Consider the following 24,532-nt stretch of genomic DNA (forward strand, 5'->3'; position numbering starts at 1 on the left):
CTGCGGGTGGACACGCCATGGACGTATGCCTCGATGATGACGGCGTAGAGGGCCTGGTCCACGCGGCGCCGACGTTCCAGCAGGCTGGGGAAGAAGGTGCCGGCGCGGAGCTTGGGGATCGCGAGTTCCAGGTCGCCGGCCTGGGTGGTCAGGGTCCGTTCGCGGTGGCCGTTGCGGTAGGCGGTGCGGGTCTCGGTGTGCTCGCCCCATGCGGCACCGATGTGCTGTGTCGCCTCGGCTTCTATCAGTTCTTGCAGGACTCGTTCGGCCGCGGCCCGGACGATCTCCAGTCCGTCCGCCGAGCGTAGTGACTCCAGAAGGCGGAGCAGGTCATCATGGGCCAGGGCCATCGTGCACCTCCCGGTCGGATTCACCGTTCACCGCGGAGAGTTGCACGGTGGTCCGTCCTCGTTCAGGGCGCACGAGCGGTCCACCAGGGGCAACGCGGTGGCGAGCCGGGGGCGCACACCGGCCAAGAACGGCTACACCACTTCAAGGGACGCCATCCAGGGACCGCGATGAAAGGGATGTGAACCACCCGTCCGTGACGTTGGCTAATTCCGTCACGGCTGTTAGTGTCGAAAACACGGAACAGCCTCCGACGTGGGGGTTTGGATCCGCCGGGGTTCGGGGGCGACCTCATAGGACACTCCTTGGATCTTGAATTTCATGGAATGCGTGGGCTTCGTCTACGGGGCCGCAATCCCCTCGGAGCCCACGCTCCCGTGACCTTAACCTCACGGAAAGTGGTCTGCCAACTACAGAACACGCGCACGTTTGCGCCCATTTCGTTGGCATATGTAGAATTTACAAAAGGTGCATATAGCGCCAAACGGCACCGCCGGGCCATCCAAGGCAAATAGATTCCTCTTGAATTTCCGATACTGGCCCGTAACTCGCCACCCCTCTGATATGCGGTGTGCAGGCAGGGGCAGAGTTCCGGACACTGTCCGAGAATCCAGGCAGTGAATTTCCCGAACATATGAAATTCCGACGGCCGATCGCTACGGTCTGCGCATGAGAGTCGTGGCGCGCCTCTCTCGCGCTCAGCCGTCCGCGCAGCCAGCCAGACAACTGCGCATGGCGAGCAGGGCGGACGACGGCGTGGAGCTGCACCTTGTCCGTCGTGGGGCTGGTCAGTGCGAGCGTGAAAGCGAGACTGGCCTCTCGGGCCGCGATAACCGCTTGCTCACTCCCGTCGAGCCACGCTCCTTTTTGGACGCAGCGCATTGAATGGGACCTTCCGCCCGATGTGACATGTACAGTCCGACATCCCTGTCGTTGTCGACAACGAGATGACGACGTCAACCGGTACGCCCATGGAGGCACTGTGCCGTTAAGCCCCACCCGGCAAACACTGTCGGGACACAGACAGGCAACCCGATACCTGCTCGTCGCCGCTCTCACCGCCACTGCCGCATTCGCGGCGAGTGCTGCCTCAGCAGAGCCAGCGCCGCCTGGAGCCTCGACAGCCAACCCAACGGTGAACCTGACGGTGGAAGACGCCGACTCCCCCCAGCACGTCATCACCTGCACGCTGTTCGCGAACAAGCCCAACTACAGCGGCGGCAGGATCACAGGCACCGGCGGAATCAGCGGATGCGTTCCCAGCACTCCCGATGCCTGTGCCAGTGAGACCGAGGTCGAGGTCTACCTCTCGGGGCCGGGATGGCAGACCGCGGCCCAAAGCCCCCGGCAGTACAAGTGCCCACCGCCGGCACGTTCGACGACCGCGGCGCTGAGCTGTGACCCGATTTCGACCACATACTCCTACCGCACGGTGACTCTCGGGACGATCGTCCATGAAGGAACCGACAGCGGCACCTCCACCAGCACGGTGCTCAACGTGAAGTGCCTCTGACAGCAGCTCTGTTGGTGCGGGCAGAATGCCGACGAACGTCCCCGTCCTGCCCGCACCAACCCCGGAAGGACCTCTCATGGCGTCTGATCCGATCACTGCGGCGGACCGTCTTGCCAACGAGGTGATGCAGGCTCGCCCGGCCCATCCTGTCTTCGCCCGCCGACTCGATCAGCGCCTGCGCACCTGGGACGTCGAGCGAGACGCGTTTCTCGCCCAGGTCGAGGGCGTGGTCCTCGCAGCGCTGCTCGCCACAGCCTCCGCGTCGGCCGCTGCCCCAGCAACCTGGTGCGCGGCCGCGGCAGCCGCCCTGCGGGAACAAGACGACGTGCCGCTGTTCGCTGCCCTGCCGGCTGCCCTACCGGACCGGATCAAGGTGAGGATGGACCAACTGCGATTGCTGTCGACCGGCATGACCCCGCGCTCAGCCCACCGGTGGGCCAGGCTCCGCGACACCGCCGGCGAGTTCCTGGAGCCTGCCGCACTGCTGGAAGACGTCGAGGGTTCCTGAGCGCGGTCCTGACCTGCCGCTTTGGCGACGACGGCCGCCGAGCACTTGCGCATCGAGCGGGAGTTGCGCCCATGGGACGCAAACAGCACCGCGAAGACCGCAGCGAACACGGTTGCCGACGTCATGCCGCCACCCCCAGGAGGGCACTCCGGGGCGCAATATTGACGCCTGACAACCGAGACGCACGCGCGGAACCTCGAACAGACAGCGAGCGTCGGATTCCCCTCGGCAGCGAGACACCGAGGACGCTGGACACGGCTTTCGCCGCGTTAACCGAGGAGTCACCGATCTTGCTGCCGGTGAGGGTCAGTCCGAGCAGAGCGGCGAAGACGTCGGGACGACGCATGGTGGTGTCTCTCCTGATCTCGAAAGGGGTGAAGGAGCGGGGTGCTTGGCCTCTGCCAGTCGCGCTGGGAGCGGCTGATCAGCTCAGGGCTGGCCAGCGCGGTTGCGACGGAGGAGCCGTCGGAGAGGCGGGCGAGGGGCGGGTGTCCGGGCGACGAGGGCCCGCGCGAGGCGCTCGTCCATCAGCTGAATCTGGTCGGGGCCGAAGTACTCGGGCGCGAACTCCTCACCCCGGCATACGGGGCACAGATGCTCGTGATCGGCGTCCAGCCCATGGAGACATCCACGCTCGTCACAGGTGGCCTCGACAGGGTCCTCACCGCTGCCCCAGCAGTACGGGCAGCGGGTGAACCGGTAGTTGACGGGCCCACCGGCGAGTTCTTGGTGGAGCGTCGCCAGGCCTGTCACGCGGCACTCACGGAGGAGTGCGTCGGCCGCGTAGATGTGGGACAGGCGCGGGGCGTCGGGCTGGTGGTCGGTGAGCCTGCGGTAGGTGGTGGCCCAGGCAAGGGTGGTGCGGTCGATGTCGTCGCTGTAGCCGTACGACCAGCCGTTCGGGTCGGTGCGGGAGGGGCGTCCCGGGGCGGTCAACGGGGCTTCGATCTCGGCGAGTTCGCTGAGGATGTCGGCGCGGAGCTGGTCTTCGCGGCGCCGGTTCCTGGTCACTGTCATGGCGGCCGTTCATCGTGGACGGAGTCGGACGGGGCCACGCCGCGGCCTGCCCGTGATGTCCTGTCTCAACGAAGTTGGTCGTCCGTTATGCCGCTGACGTGTGTGGACTCGGTTGGGTGAGACGCATGGACTGGGTTCGTTGAGACAGACTCACAGTCTCGGGGTAGGAACGGGTGATGCCTGCGGCGTGGGTGCAACGGCGGCAGGCGGGGCGCTGGATGGCGGTGTGCAAGGTTGAACGCGGACGGCCGATGGCGCCGGGCTTGTCGACGGCGTCGGCGTCGGCGTCGGCGTCGGCGTCGGCGTCGGCGTCGAAAAATTCGGGCAGGGCCAGTTCCAGGGTGCCTGGACGGACTCCGGCCGCGGCGGCGAGAGGCTCAAGGAACGAGTTGACCTGGGTTTTCTTGGTGCGGCGGATCTCCAACAGGGGCAGCAACTGGTCCGCGGGAAGGTGGTTGGCAGCGGCGAGCCTGCGGAGGAAGGAGTCCAGGATCTCGTCGTGAAAGAGCGGGACGGTGCGCGGAAGCGGCTGTAGAGGCGGCACTAATCGTCGAGTTCCCGCAGACGGCTGAGGCCGGGGCGGGCTCTGAGGCGTTCACGGTAGGCCGCGACGCGGCAAATACGTGAACACCACATCGGCTGGTGCCCACTTCCGCGCGAGGAGCTTGCCCTCCGTCGCAGATTCTGCCCGCAGTGCCCGCACTGGCCCTTGGCCCACCGGGCTTCGTGAGAGGCCTGCCTGCAAGGTTCGGAGCACCAGCGAAAGGGGCGGTTGCGTGCGACGACGGTGCCGCAGTGGGCGCAAGGCGCGCTATGGACGGCGTGTCGGCGGGCGCCCTGGAGCGAGAGCGGGACGCGCCTGCGGCGGGCGATCTTGCGGCAGTGGTCGGAACACCAATGTGCGGGTCGGCCCTTGACCGTCCGGGAGCGCAGGGGCTGGAAGCAGATGCCGCATCGCGTATCGATCAGCGCTCGTTGCAGGTCAGCAAGGGGGCGTCCTGTGACTGCGGCCAGTTTCTCGACGAGGGGAGGGCCGACGGAGCCCATGGCGCAGAGGTGGGAGCGCAGATCAGTGGGCGGGAGGTGGTTGGCGTGTGCGAGGCGGCGGATGTAGGAGTCGAGGGTGTCGCCGTCGGCTGGGCGAACGTAGACGGGCAGGCGAGAAGGCGGGATATCGCTCATCGCTGCCTGACAGGCTTCCGGGCGGGGCGGACGGACTCCGCCGCGTGATCGAGAGGGATGGCGTCGAGTCCCTCCTTGGTGACGCGTTCCGTGCCGTTGAGGATCGCGTCGATCGCGGCGCCCCGGATGGCGTGGGACAGGGCTCCGATCATCCCGTCGGTGCGGTTGTGCAGGTAGCGGTCCAGTTTGACCAGGCTCCGCGGTGGATGGTCGTGCAGGATCAGGGTCTCTTCCATGGTCGCGATCAGCCCTTTCCATTCGTCGCCGTAGGGGAATGGGCCAGTGGGGACGAGAGTGAAGCGACCTGCGATCTGAGCGCCCCGCGTGCCGACCAGCAGTTCACTGGTCTCCGAGTCGATTCCGGCGTAGACGAAGGTGGCGGGGATGCGCTCGGAGAAGTACTTCAAGGTGTCGGAGACCTCGGCGCCGGCCTGGGCCCTCTGCGAGATGTTGTGGATCTCGTCGACGATCACGAGACCCGTGCGGGTGTCGGTGCAGACACCCACCACAGCCTCGATGATGTCGGTCATGTTCGACCGGGGACGGACCGGCAGTCCCAGAAACCGGGCGAACTCGGCCGCGACCATGCGGGCGGTCGCAGCGGGCGGAACGGTGATGTAGAGGACGGGGATACGGTCGGTGATTTCCGGGTGACGGGCCCGGTCGAGAAGTTCGTGAGCGCGGCCGAGTTGGGCGATGGCGCTGGTCTTCCCTGTGCCGGGAAGCCCCGAGACCATCAGCCCGCGGCGGGCACTGATCGCGTGCCGGTTCAGCAGGACCAGGCGACGGCCGCAGATCCGCGTCCTCTCCACGAACGACGTGGAGACCGTGAGCATCCGGGCGTGATGGTCGAGGCGGTCCTCGTCGTAGAGGTCCCGCTCTGTCGGTGATAACTGCCGCAGTTCACTCGGGGACAGCCGCACCGGGGGCGGGGGCGGACCCTCGACGAACCTTCGCCAACCGGCCAGAGTGGTCAACTGCCGGTTCGCCTCGGCGTCGGCCTCCTGCACTGTCGTGGGCCCGGCCGCTGGGCAGGAGGGGGTCACGTGCGCCTCCAAGGATTGGCGAGTGGGTCGAACAGACCCAGCGGGATGACATCGGCAAGCCCCGTGTCCGGCTCGTTGTCGCATTCGGGCTCGGTGACCGGCGGATCGGGGACAGGACGGTCGGTCGAAGTAGCCCGAGTACGAGCGGCGACACGTCGGTCGCGCCGCGAACGCTTGGCCGGACGATCCTGTTCCGCAGCCGGACCGTCGTGGGCTCGCCGCAGCAGAGCCGCGGCCGCATCCGCGATCTCTTCCTCGCTGCCGCCGGGGACCTGGGCGCGAGCGTGGTCCCAGGCCAGCTCACCGAAGGGGACGCCGACGCGGTGCAGGTGTTTCCAGAACACGGTGATCCACCGATCAGCGCGGGTGTCGCGTACCCAGATCCGGGAGACGTCGTAGGGGTCGTAGTGGACCTCCCACAGACCCTTCTTCGCCGTCACCCCTGAGCTCTGGCGGCGCAACGGGTTCAACTCCGGGCTGTCGTAGGTGCGGTGCTTGATGCGGATCCCGTAGGCGTTGATCGCCTGCCAGCGCTCGGGCAGCAATTCGACGTAGTCCTCTCCGCCGAGCGGCACCGGCACGTATCCGCAGGATTCAAGCAGCGTCGCGTACTTCTCGTTCGGCGAGAACGCCCGCCCCGGTGCGTCCGGGTCGCGCAGGGCGTCGTGGGGCCTCGTTTGCCAGACGGCAATGATCCACTCGTCGAGAAGGTTCTGAAGTTCGGGCAGCGACCACAGCGGCCCGTCTTCCAGGCCGCGGCCCCGGCGTTCTGTCGTCGAGCCGGTGTATCCGGCGACGAACTGAGCGAACAACGTGGCCACGGAGCCCAGGGTCTTCTCGATCGTGCCCTTGTCAGTCGGCGTCGCCTTGTGTGCCGGCTGAAGGTTGATGCCCAGGTAACGGCAGGACGACCTGAATGCGTGCGAAATGAACACGCTGCCGTGGTCGCAGACGATCGTCTCCGGCACGATCACCGGGCGCGCAGCTGCGTGCTCCAGGCGCTCGTCGATGCTCAGCAGTCGCCGGTGCGGCAACGCTGACCGGGACATCCGCAGGGCTTCGGCCCAGCCCGGACGCATCGCCTCCGGGGTAACACTGCGAGCCAGCAACGCGGAGGCGTCCGCGGCCTTCGTGGAGGGCCGCAGCACCGCCGCGGTGATCGACCTGGTGGCAATGTCGACCATGGCCGTCAGCTCAACCTTCTCGGCGACGCCGTCATCCAGCCGCACCAGCACGTCCATCGGCGTGGAATCGATCTGCATCAGCTCGCCGGGCGCACTGGCCGGTACTTCGCCGAACGGCCCGGACGGACGTGCCCCGACCGAGCGGCGGGTGCGGGCCGACCCGGTGGCGTGGGTGCCGACGGCGAGTCTGTCGAACAGCCGGTAGAGCGTGGCCCGAGACGGCAGCTCAACCTCGGCGGTCTCCTTCCTGCCGGACAGAATCTGTTGGGTCCGCCAGAGAGTGAAGCCGATGGTTCTCGACGACGCGTCGGCGGTCTCGGCGATCGCCTGTCGCATCGCCTCCACCACCACCGGGTCGACCTGGCCGAAGGCCTGCATCTGCTTGGCCGACCGGCCGTCCGCCAGCCCCACCAGCCCATCCCGCTGGTAACGCTGGCGCCGCTGCTTGATGCCACTGGCCGACACCTGGTGCCCGGCCGCCGTCAGCTCGGCGGCCTTGGCCCGCTCGCGCTGGGCCAGCGAGTGCCGTTTCGGGTCGAACTCCGGCCGCGGCCTGGTCCCTTCCGGAGCATCTGGCGGCAGACCGTGCAGGACCTACAGGATGTGCCTCTCCCACCAGCGGGCCTGCTCGGCGGCAGCTGCGGGGAACTCCGCGATCCGGGAGGTCGGCGGCACCCGCCTCTTCCCGGTCACCGGTCAACTCCGCTGGCCAAGTGCACGATCGTGCGAGGTCCCAGCAACTCGACCGTCATGTCCTCGGCGGTCAGGACCTGAAGCCAGAGGAGGTGGAACAGCACCGGCAGCGTCCTCAGCCGGTCCCCTGCCATATCCGCCCCCACCATCAGCGGCCCCGGGATAGAGAAGACCTCCCGGAGCCTGGCCGCGGCCGGGTCGTGCAGACACCGCGGGTGCCGGTAGCGCGACAGCCACCGGATATTCGCCAGCAGCACCGCGTCCGGTATCCCCAGCCGGTCGAACCTCCACCCGGCCTGGGCACAGACCAGGCGCGTCACCTCGAATGCTTCGGCGTCCTTCGGCTCGATCCGCTCGTCCGCACGGACATCGACGACCACGGCGGAGCCGTCCGCGCGGCGGATGAAGTAGTCCGGGGCGTGCCGGCGCTCCCGCTCACCGTCATGCCAGTGCAGCCAGAACGGCTGCGAGCTGATCCCCACCACGCTCGGGTCGAAGTCCATCAGCAGCAGCCGGTCCCGCTCCAGCCACGACTCGAAGCCGACGTGCCGCCCGGTCGTCGCCGACCAGTACCAGCCCGGGAAATGACGCTGACCGCGCGACCAGCTGAACGCACGTACCGGATTGACATCCTCGAACCGGCCCGTCACACAGTCCCGCAGCGGACGCCGACGGCGTCCGTGCGCTACGTCCACGTACGACAACTCGACGCACGGCCCCGCCTGATCCACCCCAGCAGGTACAGCCATCCAGCACCCCCAGCGCCCTCAACCGCGCGACTAGGTTCGCTGAGACAGAAGCCCGAACGACTCGGTTCGCTGAGAAAACGACTCGATTGAGTGAGACGGGACAGTAACCCGGAATTGGCCTTGGCCTGCGCCTTTGCCGCCCCTCTAACGTCGACGCATGCGCATCCGAATCGTCGACGCCTTCACCGACCGCCCCTTCGCCGGGAACCCCGCCGGGGTCCTGATCCTCGACGCGTTCCCGGCCGACGACTGGCTTCAGAAGGTCGCCATGGAGGTCAACCACGCCGAGACCGCGTTCGCCCACCGGCTGCCCGAGGACGCGGAGGCAGACTGGGCGCTGCGCTGGTTCACGCCCGCCACGGAGGTGGCGATGTGCGGCCATGCCACGCTCGCGACGGCCCACGTCCTGCACACCACCTGCGCCCACGAGGGCCCGGTGCGGTTCGCGACCCGCAGTGGCGTCCTGGCCGCCGCGCCCCGCGAGGACGGCTCGTTCACCCTGGACTTCCCGACCGCCCCGCTCACCGCGGCCGAGATCCCGGACAGGGTCGCCGGGGCACTGGGCGCCGAGCCGCTGGCCGCCGTCGACACCGGCCCGAACGTGGGCGACCTGCTGGTGGAACTCGCCGACGAGAAGACCGTCCGCGGCCTGACCCCCGACCACAAAGCCCTCGGCGCCTTCTCCGAGCGCGGCATCATCGCCACGGCCCGGGCCGAGGACCCCTCACGGGGCTATGACTTCGTCTCCCGCTGCTTCTTCCCCAACGTCGGCATCGACGAGGACCCGGTCACCGGCAGCGCCCACACCGCGTTGGCCCCGTTCTGGTCCGAGCGCCTCGGCCGCGCCGACCTCACCGGTCTCCAGGCCTCCCCCCGCTCGGGTTTCGTCCGCACGGAGGTACGCGGCGACCGCACCCTGCTGAGCGGCCGCGCGGTCACGGTGATCGACGGGGAGCTGCTGGCCTAGGAGACCACTGAGAATCTTGAAAACCCGCCCGACTTGCACCGGATTGCCCCGATCGACTTTTGCGGGCGAACCTGGGCGATCGGGGCGTCCCAAGCAAGATCTTCAGGACACTTCTAGGTGTATTGCCCAGGGGCGTACGGATCTTTTCCTGCGCCCCCTCAGACCGTCGGCAGCCAGTCGACTTTCCCCGCGAGCAGCGCGTATCCGACGAACGCGCCGATGTCGAGCAGCGAGTGCGCCACCACCAGCGGGCCGAGCCGGCCCCAGCGGCGGTAGAGGTAGACGAACACCACGCCCATCACCATGTTCCCGAGGAAGCCGCCGATGCCCTGGTAGAGGTGGTACGACCCGCGCAGCACGGAGCTGGCGACCAACGCGCGCCCGGGCGTCCAGCCCAACTGCTGGAGTCGGCGCAGCAGATAGCCGACGACGATGACCTGTTCGAGGATCGCGTTCTGCAGCGCCGACAGGACGAGCACGGGGTACTTCCACCACACGTCGGGCAGCGCCTCGGGGACCACGGTCAGGTTGAAACCCAGACCCCGGGCGGCGAGATAGAAGGCGATGCCACTGCTGCCGATGACCGCGGCGACGGCGGCTCCTCGGCCGAGGTCCGACCAGGGGCGGGTGCGGTCGAAGCCGAGGGCCCGCAGACTGCTGCCCTCGCGCAGCAGGAAGTGCGCGACGAGGAGCACGGGTACCAGGGAGGTCGTGATCCCGAAGAGCTGCCAGGCGAGGTCCAGCCAGGGCCGGCCGGGAGCGGCTGAGGCGTTGAGGGTGGCCGCCTGGTCCTTCAGGCCGCCGGGTTTGGTGACCGAGCCGATGAAACTGATGAGTGCGGAGACACCGCTCGCCCCGAGCGAGACGGCCAGGACCAGCAGCATCTCGTCACGGAGGATCCGGCGCGCGGGCCCCTCCTGCGGGAATGAATCGGCCACGGGGCCCGCCTCCGCCTGCACACTGCCTCCCAGGGGCACTACCGTCATCGGACGTCACAGCTTGCCCGAACAGTATGAGGCGGTCGGCGGCGACCCCCGTTCAGGCACCCCTCAGCCCAGACGCACGGCCTCCGGGAGCCCCACCGGCCAGGTGTGGACCGGATCGCCCAGGTGCATCAGATCGCGGTAGCGGCGGGTCGTCGCGGCCAGGGCCGCGTCCCGGGACAGCCCCTGCTCCAGGGCCCGATGGAAGGTGGCGGACTGCCAGGAGGCTCCGTTGGCGCGGCGTCGGCACCGCTCCTCGACGACCCCGAGATACAGGTCCCGGTCGGCGGGCTCGACGCCCCACGCGTCAAGACCGGCCTCGGCGAGCGGCAGCAGTTCGTCGCGTACGAGGGTGGCCGCGTCGATCTCCGTGGTGCCGCCGTACCGGCCGCGCCGGGGCCACTGCAGGCGGGCGTCGATGCCGTGCCGGCAGGCGGTGTCGAAATTGGCGGCGGCCGCCTCGAACGGCAGCCGGGTCCACACCGGGCGCGGTTCCTCGGCGAGGGCGCGGATGACGCCGTAGTAGAAGGCCGCGTTGGCGATGACGTCCGTGATGGTGGGGCCCGCGGGCAGGACGCGGTTCTCCACGCGCAGGTGCGGGACGCCGTCGGCGATGCCGTAGACCGGGCGGTTCCAGCGGTACACCGTGCCGTTGTGCAGGACGAGTTCGGCGAGCGAGGGGACTCCGCCCTCGTCCAGCACCTGGAGCGGGTCCTCGTCGTCGCAGATCGGCAGGAGGGCGGGGTAGTAGCGCAGGTTCTCCTCGAAGAGGTCGTAGGCGGAGGAGATCCAGCGTTCCCCGAACCAGGTGCGCGGGCGGACGCCCTGGGCCTGGAGTTCGGGCGGGCGGGTGTCGGTGGACTGCTGGAACAGCGGGGGGCGGGACTCGCGCCAGAGCTCGCGGCCGAACAGGAAGGGCGAGTTCGCGCCGACCGCGACCTGCGCGGCGGCGACGGCCTGGGCGGCGTTCCAGACGTCGGCGAAGCGGGCCGGGGTGACCTGGAGGTGCAGTTGGACCGAGGTGCAGGCGGCCTCGGGCGCTATCGACTTCGAGGTGCAGACGAGATGCTCCACGCCGTCGATGTCGAGCACGAAGTCCTCGCCGCGGGCGGCCACGATCTGGTCGTTGAGCAGTGTGTAACGGTCGACGTCGGAGAGGTTGGAGGAGACCAGGTCGTCCCGGTCGAGAGTCGGCAGAATGCCGATCATCATGATTCCCGCGTCCAGCTCTCCGGCTTTTCGGTCGGCATATGCCAAAGAGGTGCGGAGTTCCTCGGCGAGCCGGTCGAAAACCCGGCCGCCCAGCCGGTGTGGGGCTATGTTGACTTCCAGGTTGAACATGGCGAGTTCTGTTTGGAAATCCCGGCTCGCGATCCGCTCAAGAACCTGTGCATTCAACATTCTCGGCATGCCGTCGGCTCCAGCGAGATTCAATTCGATCTCAAGCCCCATGAGGTTCTTCGGGCGATCGAACCGCTTCTCCGCCAGAAGCCGCTCCAGGCCCGCCAGACACTTCCGGAGCTTGTCGCGGTAGTGCTGGCGGTCGGACAGATCGAACCGACCTGCCACGACCTTCTCCCCCATCGAAGCGTCCCTCCTCGATTGGGCGGGCCGAAGATCCGGCCGCCGGTGTCCGGGTCAGGTGGGATGATGCCCAGCCGAAGCGATCGATAACGTCACGGCGCAGCCCGCCGCCCGCTAGGCTGTCGGACGTGACCCGCGGCACATTCGCCAGGCATGGGGCAGTGTGCAGTTTCGGGCAGGCGTCGAACTCGTGAAAAACGCCGACGAGAATTGGCCGACCGCTTCTCGCGTCTTTCCCGAGGTCATCGCCTTACACTCCTTCTGAAATCGGGATGATTCCCGCGGATCGCCGTCCGAATGCGCCCTTGCCGAGTGCGCCGGAAACGGCTAGACGAAACACTCACTGAACACATGTCGTATAAACTTCGCGGACAAGGCAGAAGGTTGGCGCCCGGTCGGAGGACCTGCCGTAGAGATGGACGTACGGCAGGCCTCACGCACACCCACGCACCCTGACCTCGGCCCACGCCTCTTTGCCCCCGCGAGCTGACAGCGCCGTCCGCCCCGCCCTCGCGCCACCGTGCCTTTTGAATGAGAGGCGACCCACCATGCCGCTGCATGTCCCCCCGGCTCCCTCGCCCGCACTTCGCTCCGTCCTCACCGCACTCGGGTCCCCCACCGCGGTCCGCGAGGCCCGAACTCCCTCCCTGCGCGCCGCACAGGGACCCGCCACCCCCGAACTGCCGTTGCCGGTGCACGTCCTGGACGGCATCACCGCCACCGGCCCCTCCGCCACCCGGCTCGCCGGCTGGCGGTTCCTGATCCGCTGCGGCGACCGCGCCGTCGCCGCCGCCGAGACCCGGCTGACCCCCGACGGCTGGGCCTTCTCGCACTTCTTCGAGGGCCCGTACATCACCTCCACCGAGCGCGCGCTGCGCCAGGCCGAGACGATGCCGCAGTCCTACCAGCCCCGGCTGCTGTCCGTCCCCGGCCTGTACATGCTGACCCTGTGGCTGCACGGCGACATCGCCGCCGACGCCACCGCCGGCCATCCCGCGCCCACGGACCTGCTGGTACCGCTGGCCCCGGCACCGCCCGGAATCGCGGCCCACCGACCGCACCAGGTCGCCGATCTGCTCCCGGTACTGACCCATCGCGTGACTCCGGCGCCGCTCCTCGGCTCACCCGCCTGACGCGCCCGTCCGGCCTCTCCGTACCCCGCCGCCGGTCGCCGGCCGCGGGGTACGGCGGTGTGTACGGCACCCGTTCGCTCGTACGAGCGTCAGGGCGCTCCGCAGAGCCCCCGACCTGCTTGGACTAGCCCTATCCGGCCCCCCTGAACCACCCGAAATGACAGTGCAGTTGGGATGAACCGTCCGCGCGAGTGATGCGTCATCAACCTGTGAGAAGCGGTGCACCGAAATCCCTGCGGATTGACGCCCGTGGGGCAACACTGGGTTCGAACCACTTGTCGCAACGGGGGCGGCCATGAACATCACGTCAGAGCGAAAGATCCCATCCATGTGCCAGCACCAGCCACCGTGTCCCTCCGCAGACTCCGCCGACCGGGAATCGGCGCGCCTCATGGCGCACCACCCGGAACAGGGCTGGAGCCTGCTGTGCAACGGCGTTCTGCTCTTCGAGGACACCGGTGAGCTCCTGCCCGACGGCCAGATCATCGCCCCGCACCGCCCATTGGGCGCCGAGCAGGTGATGACCGCGGCCTGAGCGCGGCCGGGCGGCCCATCGGCCGCCCGGAGACCTTGGGGGCCGGCCCGCAGACCCGTTCTGCGCACCGGCCCCGACGCATGTCCGGAGGTGGTCACTCCGCGTAGTCCCCCGTGTGTGCTGCGGTCCGGGCCGCTTCTCCCTTCCACGGGCCCCGGTTTTCCGGAAGACTTCTGGAAGTTTTCGGCAACGGGTCGACGGAGGTGGGCAGTTGTCAGAGGAACACGCCGAGGCCAAGGTCACCATCACGGAGATCGCCCGGCAGGCGGGGGTCTCGGTGCCGACCGTGTCCCGGGTCGTGAACGGCCGGTCCGACGTGTCACCGCGGACCCGAGCCCGCGTCGAGGACCTGCTGCGCACCCACGGGTACCGCAAACGGGCCTCCGCGGCCCCGGCGGCACTTCTCGACCTGGTCTTCAACGACCTCGACAGCCCCTGGGCCGTGGAGATCATCCGCGGGGTGGAGGAGGTGGCGCACGCGGCCGGGGTCGGCACCGTGGTGTCGGCGATCCACGGCCGCTCGGGCGACGCCCGGGAGTGGATGCGCAATCTGCGGGCCCGCGCCTCCGACGGCGTCGTCCTCGTCACCTCGGTCCTGGAGCCGGTGCTGCACGAGGAGTTGCGGATGCTCGGCGTCCCGCTGGTGGTGGTCGACCCGGCGGGCTCCCCCGTCCTGGACGTGCCCACGATCGGCGCCGCGAACTGGTCCGGCGGCCTCGCCGCCACGGAGCATCTGCTGGCTCTCGGCCACCGCAGGATCGGCCTGATCGCGGGCCCGCCGCGGCTGCTGTGCTCACGGGCCCGCTTCGACGGCTACCGCGCCGCGCTGGAGGGCGCCGGGCTCGCGGTGGACGACTGTCTGGTCGTCCCCGGCGACTTCCGTCCCGAAACCGGCTGTACGGGCTGCACCGCGCTGCTCGATCTGCCCGAACCGCCGACCGCCGTGTTCGCGGCCAGCGACCAGATGGCGCTCGGCGCGATCGAGGCACTGCGCCGGCGGGGCCTGAGAGTCCCGGAGGACATGAGCGTCGTCGGTTTCGACGACCTTCCGGAAGTGCGCTGGTCGGCGCCGCCGCTCACCACCGTGCGCCAGCCGCTCGCCGACATGGGCAAGCTGGCCGTCCGCACCGTGCTGAAGCTGGCCGCCGGGGAACAGCCGGACTCGCCTCGGGTGGAGCTGGGTACGGAACTGGTGGTGCGGTCGAGCACCGCACCACCGTCCGCTCGACGATGACTACTTGAGCGCCTCCCGGATCGCGTAGTACGCGGGCTTGGGCTGGAGCTGCTCGTCCCACGGCAGAGCCGCGCCCTCGCCCTCGAAGAAGGCCGGGATCCACGAATACTTGTCCGTGTAATCCCACAGCGTGATGCCCACGCACCGGCGCACGGCCAGGCACGCCTTGGTCAGATCCCGGTACCACGCGGCCTGTGTGGCCAGCTTCTCCTCGTCCGCGGGCAGATACATGCGGATGTCGACCTCGGTCAGCGAGGTGTCGAGACCGAGCTTCGAGAAGCGTCGGAGATTGTCCTCCAGCGTGGTCGGATAGCCGTATTGGAGCGCGAGGTGGGCCTGGAAGCCGATGCCGTCCAGCGGCACGCCCTGCGCCTTCAGCTCCTTGGCGAGTTTGTAGTAGGCGTCGCTCTTCGGGCCAATCGACTCGATGTTGTAGTCGTTGAGGTACAGCTTCACGCGCGGGTCGGCCTGGCGGGCCCAGCGCAGGGCGTCGGCGATATAGCCGGGGCCGAGGGTCTTGTAGAAGATCGTCTCCCGGTAGGTGCCGTCCTCGTTGAAGGCCTCGTTGACGACGTCCCAGGCGAAGACCTTGCCGCGGTAGTGCCGTACCTCCGTCTGGATGTGCTTCTTGAGTACGGCCCTCAGCTCGGGCGCCGTCCACTCGCGCTCGGTGAGCCAGCTGGGCAGCTGGCTGTGCCAGACCAGGGTGTGGCCGCGGACCTTCTGGCGGTTGGCGCGGGCGAGGTCGACGATCTCGTCGCCCTTGGAGAAGTCGAAGACGCCCTGCTGGGGTTCGGTGGCGTACCACTTCATGCCGTTGCCGGGGGTGATCTGGTCGAACTCGCTGCCGAGAAGCGAGACGTACGGGGCGTCGGTGAGCTCGGGGTTGTCGGTGGCGCTGCCGAAGTAGCGGCCGTGGCGCTGGGCGAGTTCGGCGAGCGTGGGCGGCTCCTCGTCATGGGCCTGGGCGGCCGTGCCGGTGACGGCGACCAGCATTGCGGCGACGGCGCCGACGAGTCTGAGACGGTTCTTGCGCATGGTGCGACTCCTCACGAATCACGAACAGGGGGTGTGGGTGAGCCGTACGTCCGCGGGCGCGGTCATCCCTTCGTGGCACCGGCGGTGAGGCCGCCGACGAGCTGGCGCTCGGCGACGGAGTAGAAGGCCAGGGCGGGGACCATGGCGAGGACGAGGTAGGCGAAGACGCGGGCCGTGTCCGCGGAGTACTGGCCCTGGAACTGCTGGACACCGATGGGGATGGTCCACCACGTCGAGTCGGTGAACACCAGCAGCGGCAGGAAGAAGTTGTTCCAGCTGGTCACCACGGCGAGGACCGAGACAGTGCCGAGCGCGGGCCGCGCCATGGGCAGCAGCACCCGCCAGAAGAACCCCAGCGGACCGCAGCCGTCGAGCGTGGCCGCCTCCTCCAGCTCACCGGGGATCTGCCGGAAGAAGCCGCGCAGGATGATGATGGTCATCGGCAGCCCGAAGGCGGCCTGGGGCAGGATCACACCGAGCGGGTTGTCCAGCAGGTTCATCGAACGCAGCAGCAGGAACAACGGCAGCGCCGCCACCGCGAAGGGGAACATCAGCCCCATGGTGAACAGGGTGAACAGGAGCTCCCGGCCGCGGAAGGCGAACCGGGCGAAGGAGAAGGCGGCGAGCGCGGAGGCCGCGACGACGATGACGGTGGTGGCCACCGCGATCAGGGTGCTGTTGCCGACCAGCCGCCAGAAGTCGCTGGAGGCAAGGATGTCGGTGTAGTTGCCGGTCGCCCAGGGGTCGGGCAGCCCGATGGGGTTGCGGGAGAGCTGGTCGGTGGACTTGAAGCCGGAGACCACCGCGTAGAGCAGCGGCAGGCCCATCACCGCGCCGACCGTGATCAGTGCGAGGTGCAGCGGAAGGGTTCGCCTGCGTGTCTTGTGTCGTACCGTCACTTGCTGCCTCCCCGCATGGTCGTGGTCGCGCCTTCCAGGTCCCGGCGGAGCACGAACCGCTGGTAGGCGAGGGCGAAGACGAGGCTGATGCCGAACATGACCACGCTGATCGCGCTGGCGTAGCCGACCTGGTAGCGCTTGAAGCCGAACTGGAACATGGTCACGGCCATGGTCTCGGAGTGGTGGTCGGGTCCGCCCGCGGTGACCACCCACACCAGATCGAAGAGCTGGATCGCCCCGATGACGGACAGGAAGACGCTGATCCGCAGGGTCGGCGCGAGCAGCGGCAGGGTGACATTGCGGAACCGCTGCCAGGGCCCGGCGCCGTCGATCAGCGCCGCCTCCTCCAACTCCCGTGGGATGGCCTGGAGTCCGGCCAGGTAGAGCATCATGTGGAAGCCGAAGTACTTCCAGGTCATGACCAGGAACAGGGTCGCCATCACCATGTCCGGGTCGGCGAACCACTCACCGCCGAGACCGTCGAGGCCGACCCCGCCGAGGATCTGGTCGGCGAGGCCGTCGTCCGGGGCGAAGATCATGGCGAACAGCACGCCGGTGATGGCCTCGGAGAGCACGTACGGCGCGAAGAAGAGCATCCGGTACATGGCCCGGCCGCGCATGCGCTGGTTGAGCGCTACTGCCATGGCGAGCGCGAACGGCAGTTGCAGCGCGAGCGAGAGTACGACCAGCACCAGACAGCGCCACAGGTCGCCGAGGAAGACCGGGTCGTCGAAGAGCCGGGTGAAGTTGTCGACGCCGATGTAGTCGGAGGGCATGCCGAAGCCGCCCCACCGGAAGAAGGCGGCGTACAGCGCGAACAGGATCGGCAGGAGGACGAGGACGCCGAACAGCAGGAGGGCGGGTACCTGGAACCCGACCGCGGTGAGCCAGTTGAGCGCCCGCCGCCGGGCCCGCCCCCGGGCCGCGACCGCGGCCGGGGGCGGGGGCGGGAGGTCGGCACCGGGTCCGGTCCGTTTGTCCGGAAGGAACGTGGAGGTCATCGGGGCCTACTGCTCTTCCTTCGCGGTCTGCGTGATCGACTCGGTGACCTGCTCCGGGGACTTGGAACCGGCGATCAGGGCTCCCACGCTGTCGTTGACCTGCTGGCCGAGGGCGGGCGCGTACGCCTGGTCCAGGTAGAGCTGGAAGCCGGTGGACGCCTTCAACTGCGCCTGTACGGCCTTGATGTTGGGGTCACTGATGGCCTTCTCGGCGGCCGGTACCACCGGCAGGGCGCCGGTCTTCTTGACCAGCTCCAGGTCCGTCGCCTCGGAGGCGAAGAACTTCAGGAAGTCAACGGCGGCCTGCGGGGCGCCTTGCCGAAGGGCGTGTCCGCCGCCCCCGCCGAACACCTCGGTGATCGCGCCCTTGCCGCCCTCGACCGCGGGGAACGGGAAGAAGCCGAGGTCGTCGCCGAGGCCCTTGCCGGAGTCCGCCTGCACCACCGGCGCCCACTGGCCCATGAGTTCCATCGCCGCCTTGCCGTTGCCGACGGCGGCGGCCTGGCCGGTGGGGCTGGAGTAGGCGGCGCCGAGGAACCCCTTCTGGAACGGCTGGAGGTCGACGAGTTCCTTGAGGTGCTCACCGGCCTGGACGAAGTCGGCCCCGCTGAAGTCCTTGTCCTCGTTCGCCTTCTCCAGCGCTTCGGCGCCCGCGGTCCGCATGGCGAGGTACGCCCAGTAGTACATGCCGGTCCAGGTCTCCTTGCCCGCCAGGGCGAGGGGCGTGATACCGGCGGACTTCAGCTTGCCGACGGCTTCCAGGAAGCCGCCCCAGGTGTCCGGGGGCGCGCTGATGCCCGCCTTCTTGAAGAGCGCCTTGTTGTACCAGAAGCCGATCATGCCGATGTCGAACGGGATGCCGTAGAGCTGCTCGTCGATCAGGTACGGCTCCTTCGCCACCGGCAGCAGTCCGCCGGCCCAGTCCTTGGTGCGGTCCGTCAGGTCCTCGACGAGGCCCGCCTCGACCTGCTGCTTGAGCACGCCGCCGCCCCAGGTGTGGAAGATGTCCGGGAGCTTCCCGGAGGCGGTCAGCGCCGTCATCTTCGACTTGTAGGCGTCGTTCTCCAGCTGGACGATCTTTATCTTCACCTTGGGGTTCTGCGCCTCGAACTTCCACGCGAGCCCTGCCCAGACGTCCTTAGTGGGCTGGGTGGTGGAGATGTTCCACCACTCGACCGTGGTCGTGCCGTCGGACGACCCTCCGTCCGAGTCGCCGCCACAGCCGCTGAGTGCCGTCATGCTCAGACCGGCCGCGGCGGAGGCCGCCAGGAAGCCGCGGCGGGAGAGTGCCGGGTCGCCCATCATGCGCTCCTTGAGATCCGGGACGGCGCGTCTCCGTCCACCAGGGGTTACGAAAGTTTCGGTGTGAATCCAGAAAGCTTCGCTGCTGCCGCACCCTAGAGACAGCGCCTGATGGGTGGCAACCCCTCGTACACGGGGAATCCGGGCTGTGACCCGACCACGGTCGAATGGGAGTTGGGATCAGCGGGCCCCGGGGTCCCGCTCCAGGTACGCGAACCCGTCGAGAGCCGCGCTGCCCTCAGTGACGTACATGCCGATCACGCGCCCGGTGAAGCCGCCCGCGACCTGCGTGGAGAGCGCGCTCACGCCTTCAGGGCTTTCGACGGAAGTCGAGCGTGTCGGGGCCGCCGGGGCGGAGGCCCTCCGCGGGCGGCGGCGCGTCGGCCGTACGGAACTCGACGGCGAGGGTCACGGGCCCTGCGGGCACGGGGAGTTGGGGTACACACCCGCCCAGCAGGCCGATCCGGACCGACACGCTGACGCTGTCGGTGTGCGGCTCGATGTGGGACACCACGAGGTTGTGCGGGACCGCTGCGAAGGGCCCTCACGGCGAGCACCCGGGCGATCGACACGCCGTGCCCGTCCGCGGTGCCGCCCTCGGCGACCATCAGGTAGCACCACTCGCCGATGCGGTAGAGGCGCGGCGCCCCGCAGTTTCCGGAGCCTGAGCGAAACATTCGGCCTGGTTGGCGAACATTACGGAACGGACTGTGAGGGGGCCCGCGGAGGTGGGCAATGAAGGTCCGCAGGCCCCGTCACTTCAGTTGGCGCGGGCCAACTCCTTGAGCGCGATGTTGAGTTCAAGGACGTTCACGCGGGGCTCGCCGATGAAGCCGAGGGCGCGGCCCTCGGTGTGGTCGGCGACCAGCTTCTCGACGCGGGCGACGGACAGGCCGTTGCGCTCGGCGACCCGGTGGACCTGGAGGCCGGCATACGCCGGGGAGATGTCCGGGTCCAGGCCGGAGCCGGAGGAGGTGACGGCATCGGCGGGGACGTCGGAGGGCCTGACCCTGTAGTCGGCGGTCGAGTTGTCCTTGACGACCTTGGCCTTGGCCGCCTTGACCCACTGGATGAGGTCGGGACTGTCCGCGGAGCGATTGGTCGCGCCGGAGAGGATCAGCCGGTACTGGGTGTTGACCGAGTTCACACCCAGTCCGTTGGCGGGGCGGGGCTGGAAGTAGTCCAGGCTGTAACCCTGTTGTCCGATCAGGGCAGAGCCGACGACCCGGCCGTCCGCCCTCACCTCCGAGCCGTTCGCCTTGGTGTTGAAGAGCGCCTGCGCGACACCAGTGACGGCCAGCGGATAGAGAACGCCTGTGAGCACGGTCAACACAAGCAACGCCCGAAGCGCCGCGCCCAGCAACCGTCCAGTGTTCACCACAGAGTTGTTCATGGTCCTTCACCCGATCCCGGGGATCAGCGAGACGATCAGATCGATGAGCTTGATGCCGATGAACGGCGCGATCAGTCCGCCGAGGCCGTAGATCGCGAGGTTGCGGCGGAGCATCCGGTCCGCGCTCATCGGCCGGTACCGCACCCCGCGCAGCGCGAGCGGCACCAGCGCGATGATGATCAGCGCGTTGAAGACGACCGCGGACAGGATCGCCGAGTCCGGCGAGGACAGCCCCATGATGTTCAGCTTGTCCAGTCCGGGACGGACGGCCGCGAACAGCGCCGGGATGATCGCGAAGTACTTCGCGACGTCGTTGGCGATGGAGAACGTCGTCAGCGCACCCCGAGTGATCAGCAACTGCTTGCCGATCTCCACGACCTCGATGAGCTTCGTCGGATCGGAGTCGAGGTCGACCATGTTGCCGGCCTCCTTGGCGGCCGACGTCCCCGTGTTCATCGCCACGCCGACGTCCGCCTGGGCCAGCGCCGGGGCGTCGTTCGTCCCGTCGCCGGTCATCGCGACCAGCTTTCCGCCGGCCTGCTCCCGCTTGATCAGCGCCATCTTGTCCTCGGGAGTGGCCTCCGCGAGGAAGTCGTCGACGCCCGCCTCCTCGGCGATCGCCTTGGCGGTCAGCGGGTTGTCACCCGTGATCATGACGGTCTTGATGCCCATACGACGCAGCTCGTCGAACCGCTCACGCATCCCGTCCTTGACGACGTCCTTGAGATGGATGACGCCCAGCACCCGGGCCCCGTCGGCATCTTCGACCGCGACCAGCAGCGGCGTACCGCCCTCCTCGGCTATCCCCTCGGTCAACTCCTTGGCGTCCTCGGCGACTTCACCGCCCTGCTCACTCACCCAGGCCAACACCGAACCGGCCGCGCCCTTGCGCACCTTGCGCCCGTCCACGTCCACACCCGACATCCGGGTCTGAGCGGTGAAGGGAATCCACCGGGCGTGCGCCAACTCGCCCTCGTGGCGCTCCCGCAGCCCGAACCGCTCCTTCGCCAGGACGACGACGGAGCGCCCCTCGGGCGTCTCGTCGGCCAGCGACGACAGCTGGGCGGCGTCGGCGAGCTCGGCCGTCGTGACCCCGCGGACCGGCACGAACTCCGCCGCCTGCCGGTTGCCGAGCGTGATGGTGCCGGTCTTGTCGAGCAGCAGCGTGGAGACGTCACCGGCCGCCTCGACCGCACGCCCGGACATCGCGAGCACATTGCGCTGCACGAGACGGTCCATACCGGCGATGCCGATCGCGGAGAGCAGCGCGCCGATGGTGGTCGGGATCAGACAGACCAGCAGTGCCACCAGCACGACCATGGTCAGGTGGGTGCCCGCGTAGTCGGCGAACGGCGGCAGCGTGGCGCAGGCGAGCAGGAAGACGATCGTCAGCGACGCCAGCAGGATGTTCAGCGCGATCTCGTTCGGCGTCTTCTGCCGAGCGGCGCCCTCCACCAGACTGATCATCCGGTCGATGAAGGTCTCCCCCGGCTTGGTCGTGATCTTCACGACGATCCGGTCGGAGAGCACCTTCGTCCCGCCGGTGACGGCCGAGCGGTCACCGCCCGACTCGCGTATGACGGGCGCCGATTCTCCGGTGATCGCCGACTCGTCGACGCTGGCCACGCCCTCGACGACGTCCCCGTCGCCCGGAATGACATCGCCCGCCTCGCAGACGACCAGATCGCCGACCCTCAGCTCGGTACCGGCGACCACGGTCCCGTCGACCTTGCGGGCCACCGTGTCGGTCTTGGCCTTGCGCAGGGTGTCGGCCTGGGCCTTGCCGCGCCCCTCGGCCACGGCCTCCGCGAGGTTCGCGAAGATCACCGTCAGCCACAGCCAGGCGCTGATCGCCCAACCGAACCAGTCCCCGGGGTCCTTGAAGGAGAACACGGTCGTCAGCACCGAGCCGACCAGCACCACGAACATCACGGGAGACTTGATCATCACCCGGGGGTCGAGCTTGCGGAAGGCGTCCGGCAGCGACCTGAGCAGTTGCTGGGGATCGAACAGGCCGACGCCGACCTGCGGCGCCCGCGTCGGGGCGGCTGTGGACATGGAGTCCTCGTGATTCGTTACGTCGATGGTCATGCCGCCAACCCCTCGGCGAGCGGTCCCAGCGCGAGCGCCGGGAAGTAGGTCAGCCCGGTGATGATCAGGATCGCGCCCACCAACAGGCCGGTGAACAGCGGTTTCTCGGTGCGCAGGGTGCCGGCGGTGACCGGCACCGGCCGCTGCTCGGCGAGCGAGCCGGCCAGCGCCAGCACGAACACCATCGGCAGGAACCGGCCGAGCAGCATGCACAGGCCGAGGGTGCTGTTGAACCACTGCGTGTCCGCGTTCAGACCGGCGAAGGCCGAGCCGTTGTTGTTGGCGGCGGACGTGTAGGCGTAGAGGATCTCGGAGAATCCGTGCGCCCCGCTGTTGGTCATGGAATGGGCCGGGGTCGGCAGGGCCAGCGCGAACGCGGTGAAGACGAGCACCAGCGCCGGGGTGACGAGGATGTAGCAGGCCGCCAGCTTGATCTCGCGGGTGCCGATCTTCCGGCCGAGGTACTCGGGCGTACGGCCGACCATCAGACCGGCGATGAACACCGCGATCACGGCCATGATGAGCATGCCGTAGAGACCGGAGCCGGTACCGCCGGGAGCGATCTCGCCCAGCATCATGCCGAGCATGGTGATGCCGCCGCCCAGCCCGGTGAAGGACGAGTGGAAAGAGTCCACCGCGCCGGTCGAGGTGAGCGTGGTCGACACCGCGAAGATCGACGATCCGCCGATGCCGAAGCGGACCTCCTTGCCCTCCATCGCACCGTTCGCCAACTGGAGCGCGGGCCCGTGGTGGGAGAACTCGGTCCACATCATCAGCGCGACGAAGCCGAGCCAGATGGTGCCCATGGTGGCGAGGATGGCGTAGCCCTGCCTGACCGAGCCGACCATGACGCCGAAGGTCCGGGTCAGGGAGAACGGGATGACCAGGATCAGGAAGATCTCGAAGAGGTTCGAGAACGGCGTCGGATTCTCGAACGGGTGGGCGGAGTTGGCGTTGAAGTAGCCACCGCCGTTGGTGCCGAGTTCCTTGATGGCCTCCTGCGAGGCGACGGCGCCCCCGTTCCACTGCTGCGATCCGCCCATGAACTGCCCGACCTCATGAATGCCGGAGAAGTTCTGGATGACCCCGCACGCGACGAGCACGAGCGCGGCGACGACGGCCAGCGGGACGAGAATGCGTACGACCCCACGGACCAGGTCGGCCCAGAAGTTGCCGAGTTCACCGGTACCCGAGCGCGCGAACCCCCGTACCAGCGCCACGGTGACGGCGATGCCGACCGCGGCCGACACGAAGTTCTGCACGGCGAGACCGGCGGTCTGCACGACATGGCCCATGGCCTGTTCGCCGTAGTACGACTGCCAGTTGGTGTTGGTGACAAAGGACACGGCGGTGTTGAAGGCCTGGTCCGGATCGATCGAGGCGAACCCCAGCGAGCCGGGCAGCACGCCCTGGAGCCGTTGCAGGGCGTACAGGAAGAGCACCCCGATGAGCGAGAAGGCCAGCAGGCCACGCAGGTATGCGGGCCAGCGCATCTGCGTGTCGGGGTCGGCGCCGATCCCCCGGTAGATCCACTTCTCGACGCGCCAGTGCCGGTCGGAGGAGTAGACCTTGGCCATGTAATTGCCCAGGGGGACATGGACGAGGGCCAGCGCCCCCATCAGCGCCAGCAGCTGAAGCACGCCGGCGAGTACGGGACCCATCTGCGCTCAGAACCTCTCCGGGAAGATCAGGGCGAGGACGAGATAGCCCAGCAGGGCGACGGCCACGACAAGGCCGACGATGTTCTCGGCGGTCACAGCTTGGCCACCCCCTTGGCGGCGAGAGCCACCAGCGCGAAGAGCGCGACCGTGGTGGCGACGAAGGCCAGATCGGCCATCGTGAACTCCTGGAGTTGAGGTTCGGTGTGGAACAGGGACGGTTAGAGCGAACCTCTTCCGTGGCCGGATACGACCGCTGTTGACGGCTCCCTGACGGCCCGCCGACCGCCCTTGACGGTTCTCTTACGGAGGCGGCCGAAAGCCGCCTGACGGCCGTCAAGAACGGGCAACGGCTCGTCAGCGTCCCGTCAAGGCCCTCCGCCCCCGCCCCGGCGGCCTCTAGCCCCATCCTCCGCACGTCACTGGTCTGAGTGACGTCTGTCGGGCTGGCGCTGGTCAGGACAGGTTGATTTC

24 protein-coding genes are annotated in these 24,532 nt (G+C 68.5%); 6 read left to right on the forward strand and 18 right to left on the reverse strand.

Translation table 11 applies throughout. The features are described from left to right. On the reverse strand, positions 1-350 hold a 350-nt coding region (locus RMT89_RS35895; RefSeq protein ID WP_315887950.1), incomplete at its 3' end, for a transposase. Positions 351-1,483: 1,133 nt separating this feature from the next. Here RMT89_RS35895 and RMT89_RS35900 point away from each other — a divergent pair. Both RMT89_RS35900 and RMT89_RS35905 read left to right on the forward strand, forming a co-directional pair. Then, positions 1,484-1,861: a hypothetical protein gene (locus RMT89_RS35900; RefSeq protein ID WP_315887951.1), complete on the forward strand. Its 378-nt coding sequence runs from the start codon at positions 1,484-1,486 to the stop codon at positions 1,859-1,861. Between the two features lie 76 nt (positions 1,862-1,937). Then, positions 1,938-2,369, forward strand: coding sequence for a hypothetical protein (locus tag RMT89_RS35905; RefSeq protein ID WP_315887952.1), 432 nt, complete (start codon positions 1,938-1,940; stop codon positions 2,367-2,369). 429 nt (positions 2,370-2,798) lie between these two features. Here RMT89_RS35905 and RMT89_RS35910 read toward each other — a convergent pair whose 3' ends face one another. The 5 genes from RMT89_RS35910 to RMT89_RS35930 form a co-directional block, all read right to left on the reverse strand. After that, positions 2,799-3,386 carry a hypothetical protein gene (locus RMT89_RS35910; protein ID WP_315887953.1) on the reverse strand — a complete coding sequence of 196 codons (588 nt, stop codon included), beginning with the start codon at positions 3,384-3,386 and terminating at the stop codon, positions 2,799-2,801. Positions 3,387-3,471: 85 nt separating this feature from the next. Beyond that, positions 3,472-3,930 (reverse strand): TniQ family protein, encoded by a 459-nt coding sequence (locus tag RMT89_RS35915; protein WP_315887954.1) that lies wholly within the window; start codon positions 3,928-3,930, stop codon positions 3,472-3,474. Positions 3,931-4,564: 634 nt separating this feature from the next. Further along, complete coding sequence (locus RMT89_RS35920) at positions 4,565-5,614, reverse strand: TniB family NTP-binding protein (RefSeq protein ID WP_315887955.1); 1,050 nt, start codon at positions 5,612-5,614, stop codon at positions 4,565-4,567. Continuing rightward, positions 5,611-7,209 carry a transposase gene (locus RMT89_RS35925; protein ID WP_315887956.1) on the reverse strand — a complete coding sequence of 533 codons (1,599 nt, stop codon included), beginning with the start codon at positions 7,207-7,209 and terminating at the stop codon, positions 5,611-5,613. The genes RMT89_RS35920 and RMT89_RS35925 overlap by 4 nt, the downstream gene beginning before the upstream one ends. A gap of 278 nt (positions 7,210-7,487) precedes the next feature. After that, positions 7,488-8,240: a TnsA-like heteromeric transposase endonuclease subunit gene (locus RMT89_RS35930; RefSeq protein ID WP_315887957.1), complete on the reverse strand. Its 753-nt coding sequence runs from the start codon at positions 8,238-8,240 to the stop codon at positions 7,488-7,490. A gap of 157 nt (positions 8,241-8,397) precedes the next feature. On the opposite strand from RMT89_RS35930, the gene RMT89_RS35935 reads away from it, so the two are divergent. Continuing rightward, on the forward strand, positions 8,398-9,207 hold the full coding sequence (locus RMT89_RS35935; protein ID WP_315887958.1) for a PhzF family phenazine biosynthesis protein: 810 nt from the start codon (positions 8,398-8,400) through the stop codon (positions 9,205-9,207). 158 nt (positions 9,208-9,365) lie between these two features. Here RMT89_RS35935 and RMT89_RS35940 read toward each other — a convergent pair whose 3' ends face one another. Beyond that, a complete protein-coding gene (locus RMT89_RS35940; RefSeq protein WP_315887968.1) occupies positions 9,366-10,166 on the reverse strand; it encodes a type II CAAX endopeptidase family protein in 801 nt (266 codons plus the stop codon). 90 nt (positions 10,167-10,256) lie between these two features. Further along, positions 10,257-11,774, reverse strand: a complete 1,518-nt coding sequence (locus RMT89_RS35945; RefSeq protein ID WP_315887959.1) for a glutamate--cysteine ligase — start codon at positions 11,772-11,774, stop codon at positions 10,257-10,259. Positions 11,775-12,322: 548 nt separating this feature from the next. On the opposite strand from RMT89_RS35945, the gene RMT89_RS35950 reads away from it, so the two are divergent. The 3 genes from RMT89_RS35950 (at position 12,323) to RMT89_RS35960 (ending at position 14,676) form a co-directional block, all read left to right on the forward strand. After that, positions 12,323-12,907 carry a hypothetical protein gene (locus RMT89_RS35950; protein ID WP_315887960.1) on the forward strand — a complete coding sequence of 195 codons (585 nt, stop codon included), beginning with the start codon at positions 12,323-12,325 and terminating at the stop codon, positions 12,905-12,907. Between the two features lie 328 nt (positions 12,908-13,235). Beyond that, positions 13,236-13,442 (forward strand): DUF5999 family protein, encoded by a 207-nt coding sequence (locus RMT89_RS35955; RefSeq protein WP_315887961.1) that lies wholly within the window; start codon positions 13,236-13,238, stop codon positions 13,440-13,442. A 211-nt stretch (positions 13,443-13,653) separates the two neighbouring features. After that, positions 13,654-14,676: a LacI family DNA-binding transcriptional regulator gene (locus tag RMT89_RS35960; RefSeq protein ID WP_315887962.1), complete on the forward strand. Its 1,023-nt coding sequence runs from the start codon at positions 13,654-13,656 to the stop codon at positions 14,674-14,676. On the opposite strand, the gene RMT89_RS35965 is transcribed toward RMT89_RS35960, so the two are convergent. The 10 genes from RMT89_RS35965 to kdpF all read right to left on the reverse strand — a co-directional run bounded on the left by RMT89_RS35965 (position 14,677) and on the right by kdpF (position 24,157). Further along, positions 14,677-15,714, reverse strand: coding sequence for an endo-1,4-beta-xylanase (locus RMT89_RS35965; RefSeq protein WP_315887963.1), 1,038 nt, complete (start codon positions 15,712-15,714; stop codon positions 14,677-14,679). Between the two features lie 62 nt (positions 15,715-15,776). Continuing rightward, on the reverse strand, positions 15,777-16,541 hold the full coding sequence (locus tag RMT89_RS35970) for a carbohydrate ABC transporter permease (RefSeq protein WP_315887969.1): 765 nt from the start codon (positions 16,539-16,541) through the stop codon (positions 15,777-15,779). A gap of 68 nt (positions 16,542-16,609) precedes the next feature. Continuing rightward, the gene (locus tag RMT89_RS35975) at positions 16,610-17,614 is read right to left on the reverse strand and encodes a sugar ABC transporter permease (protein ID WP_315887964.1); all 1,005 of its coding nucleotides are present in this window, start codon (positions 17,612-17,614) and stop codon (positions 16,610-16,612) included. Positions 17,615-17,620: 6 nt separating this feature from the next. Beyond that, positions 17,621-18,916, reverse strand: a complete 1,296-nt coding sequence (locus RMT89_RS35980; protein WP_315887970.1) for an extracellular solute-binding protein — start codon at positions 18,914-18,916, stop codon at positions 17,621-17,623. Between the two features lie 180 nt (positions 18,917-19,096). Next, entirely contained in the window at positions 19,097-19,222 is a 126-nt protein-coding gene (locus RMT89_RS35985) for a hypothetical protein (protein WP_399498616.1), read from the reverse strand. A gap of 4 nt (positions 19,223-19,226) precedes the next feature. Next, positions 19,227-19,427 carry a hypothetical protein gene (locus RMT89_RS46165; protein ID WP_399498618.1) on the reverse strand — a complete coding sequence of 67 codons (201 nt, stop codon included), beginning with the start codon at positions 19,425-19,427 and terminating at the stop codon, positions 19,227-19,229. A 249-nt stretch (positions 19,428-19,676) separates the two neighbouring features. Beyond that, positions 19,677-20,309: a potassium-transporting ATPase subunit C gene (locus tag RMT89_RS35990; protein ID WP_315887965.1), complete on the reverse strand. Its 633-nt coding sequence runs from the start codon at positions 20,307-20,309 to the stop codon at positions 19,677-19,679. A gap of 6 nt (positions 20,310-20,315) precedes the next feature. After that, complete coding sequence (kdpB, locus tag RMT89_RS35995) at positions 20,316-22,400, reverse strand: potassium-transporting ATPase subunit KdpB (protein WP_315887966.1); 2,085 nt, start codon at positions 22,398-22,400, stop codon at positions 20,316-20,318. Next, complete coding sequence (kdpA, locus tag RMT89_RS36000; protein ID WP_315887967.1) at positions 22,397-24,061, reverse strand: potassium-transporting ATPase subunit KdpA; 1,665 nt, start codon at positions 24,059-24,061, stop codon at positions 22,397-22,399. The genes kdpB and kdpA overlap by 4 nt, the downstream gene beginning before the upstream one ends. A gap of 6 nt (positions 24,062-24,067) precedes the next feature. Continuing rightward, positions 24,068-24,157 (reverse strand): K(+)-transporting ATPase subunit F, encoded by a 90-nt coding sequence (gene kdpF / locus RMT89_RS36005; protein WP_016434100.1) that lies wholly within the window; start codon positions 24,155-24,157, stop codon positions 24,068-24,070. Positions 24,158-24,532: the final 375 nt, after the last annotated feature.

The sequence above is a fragment of the Streptomyces sp. P17 genome (assembly GCF_032436805.1).
Classification (GTDB): Bacteria; Actinomycetota; Actinomycetes; order Streptomycetales; family Streptomycetaceae; genus Streptomyces.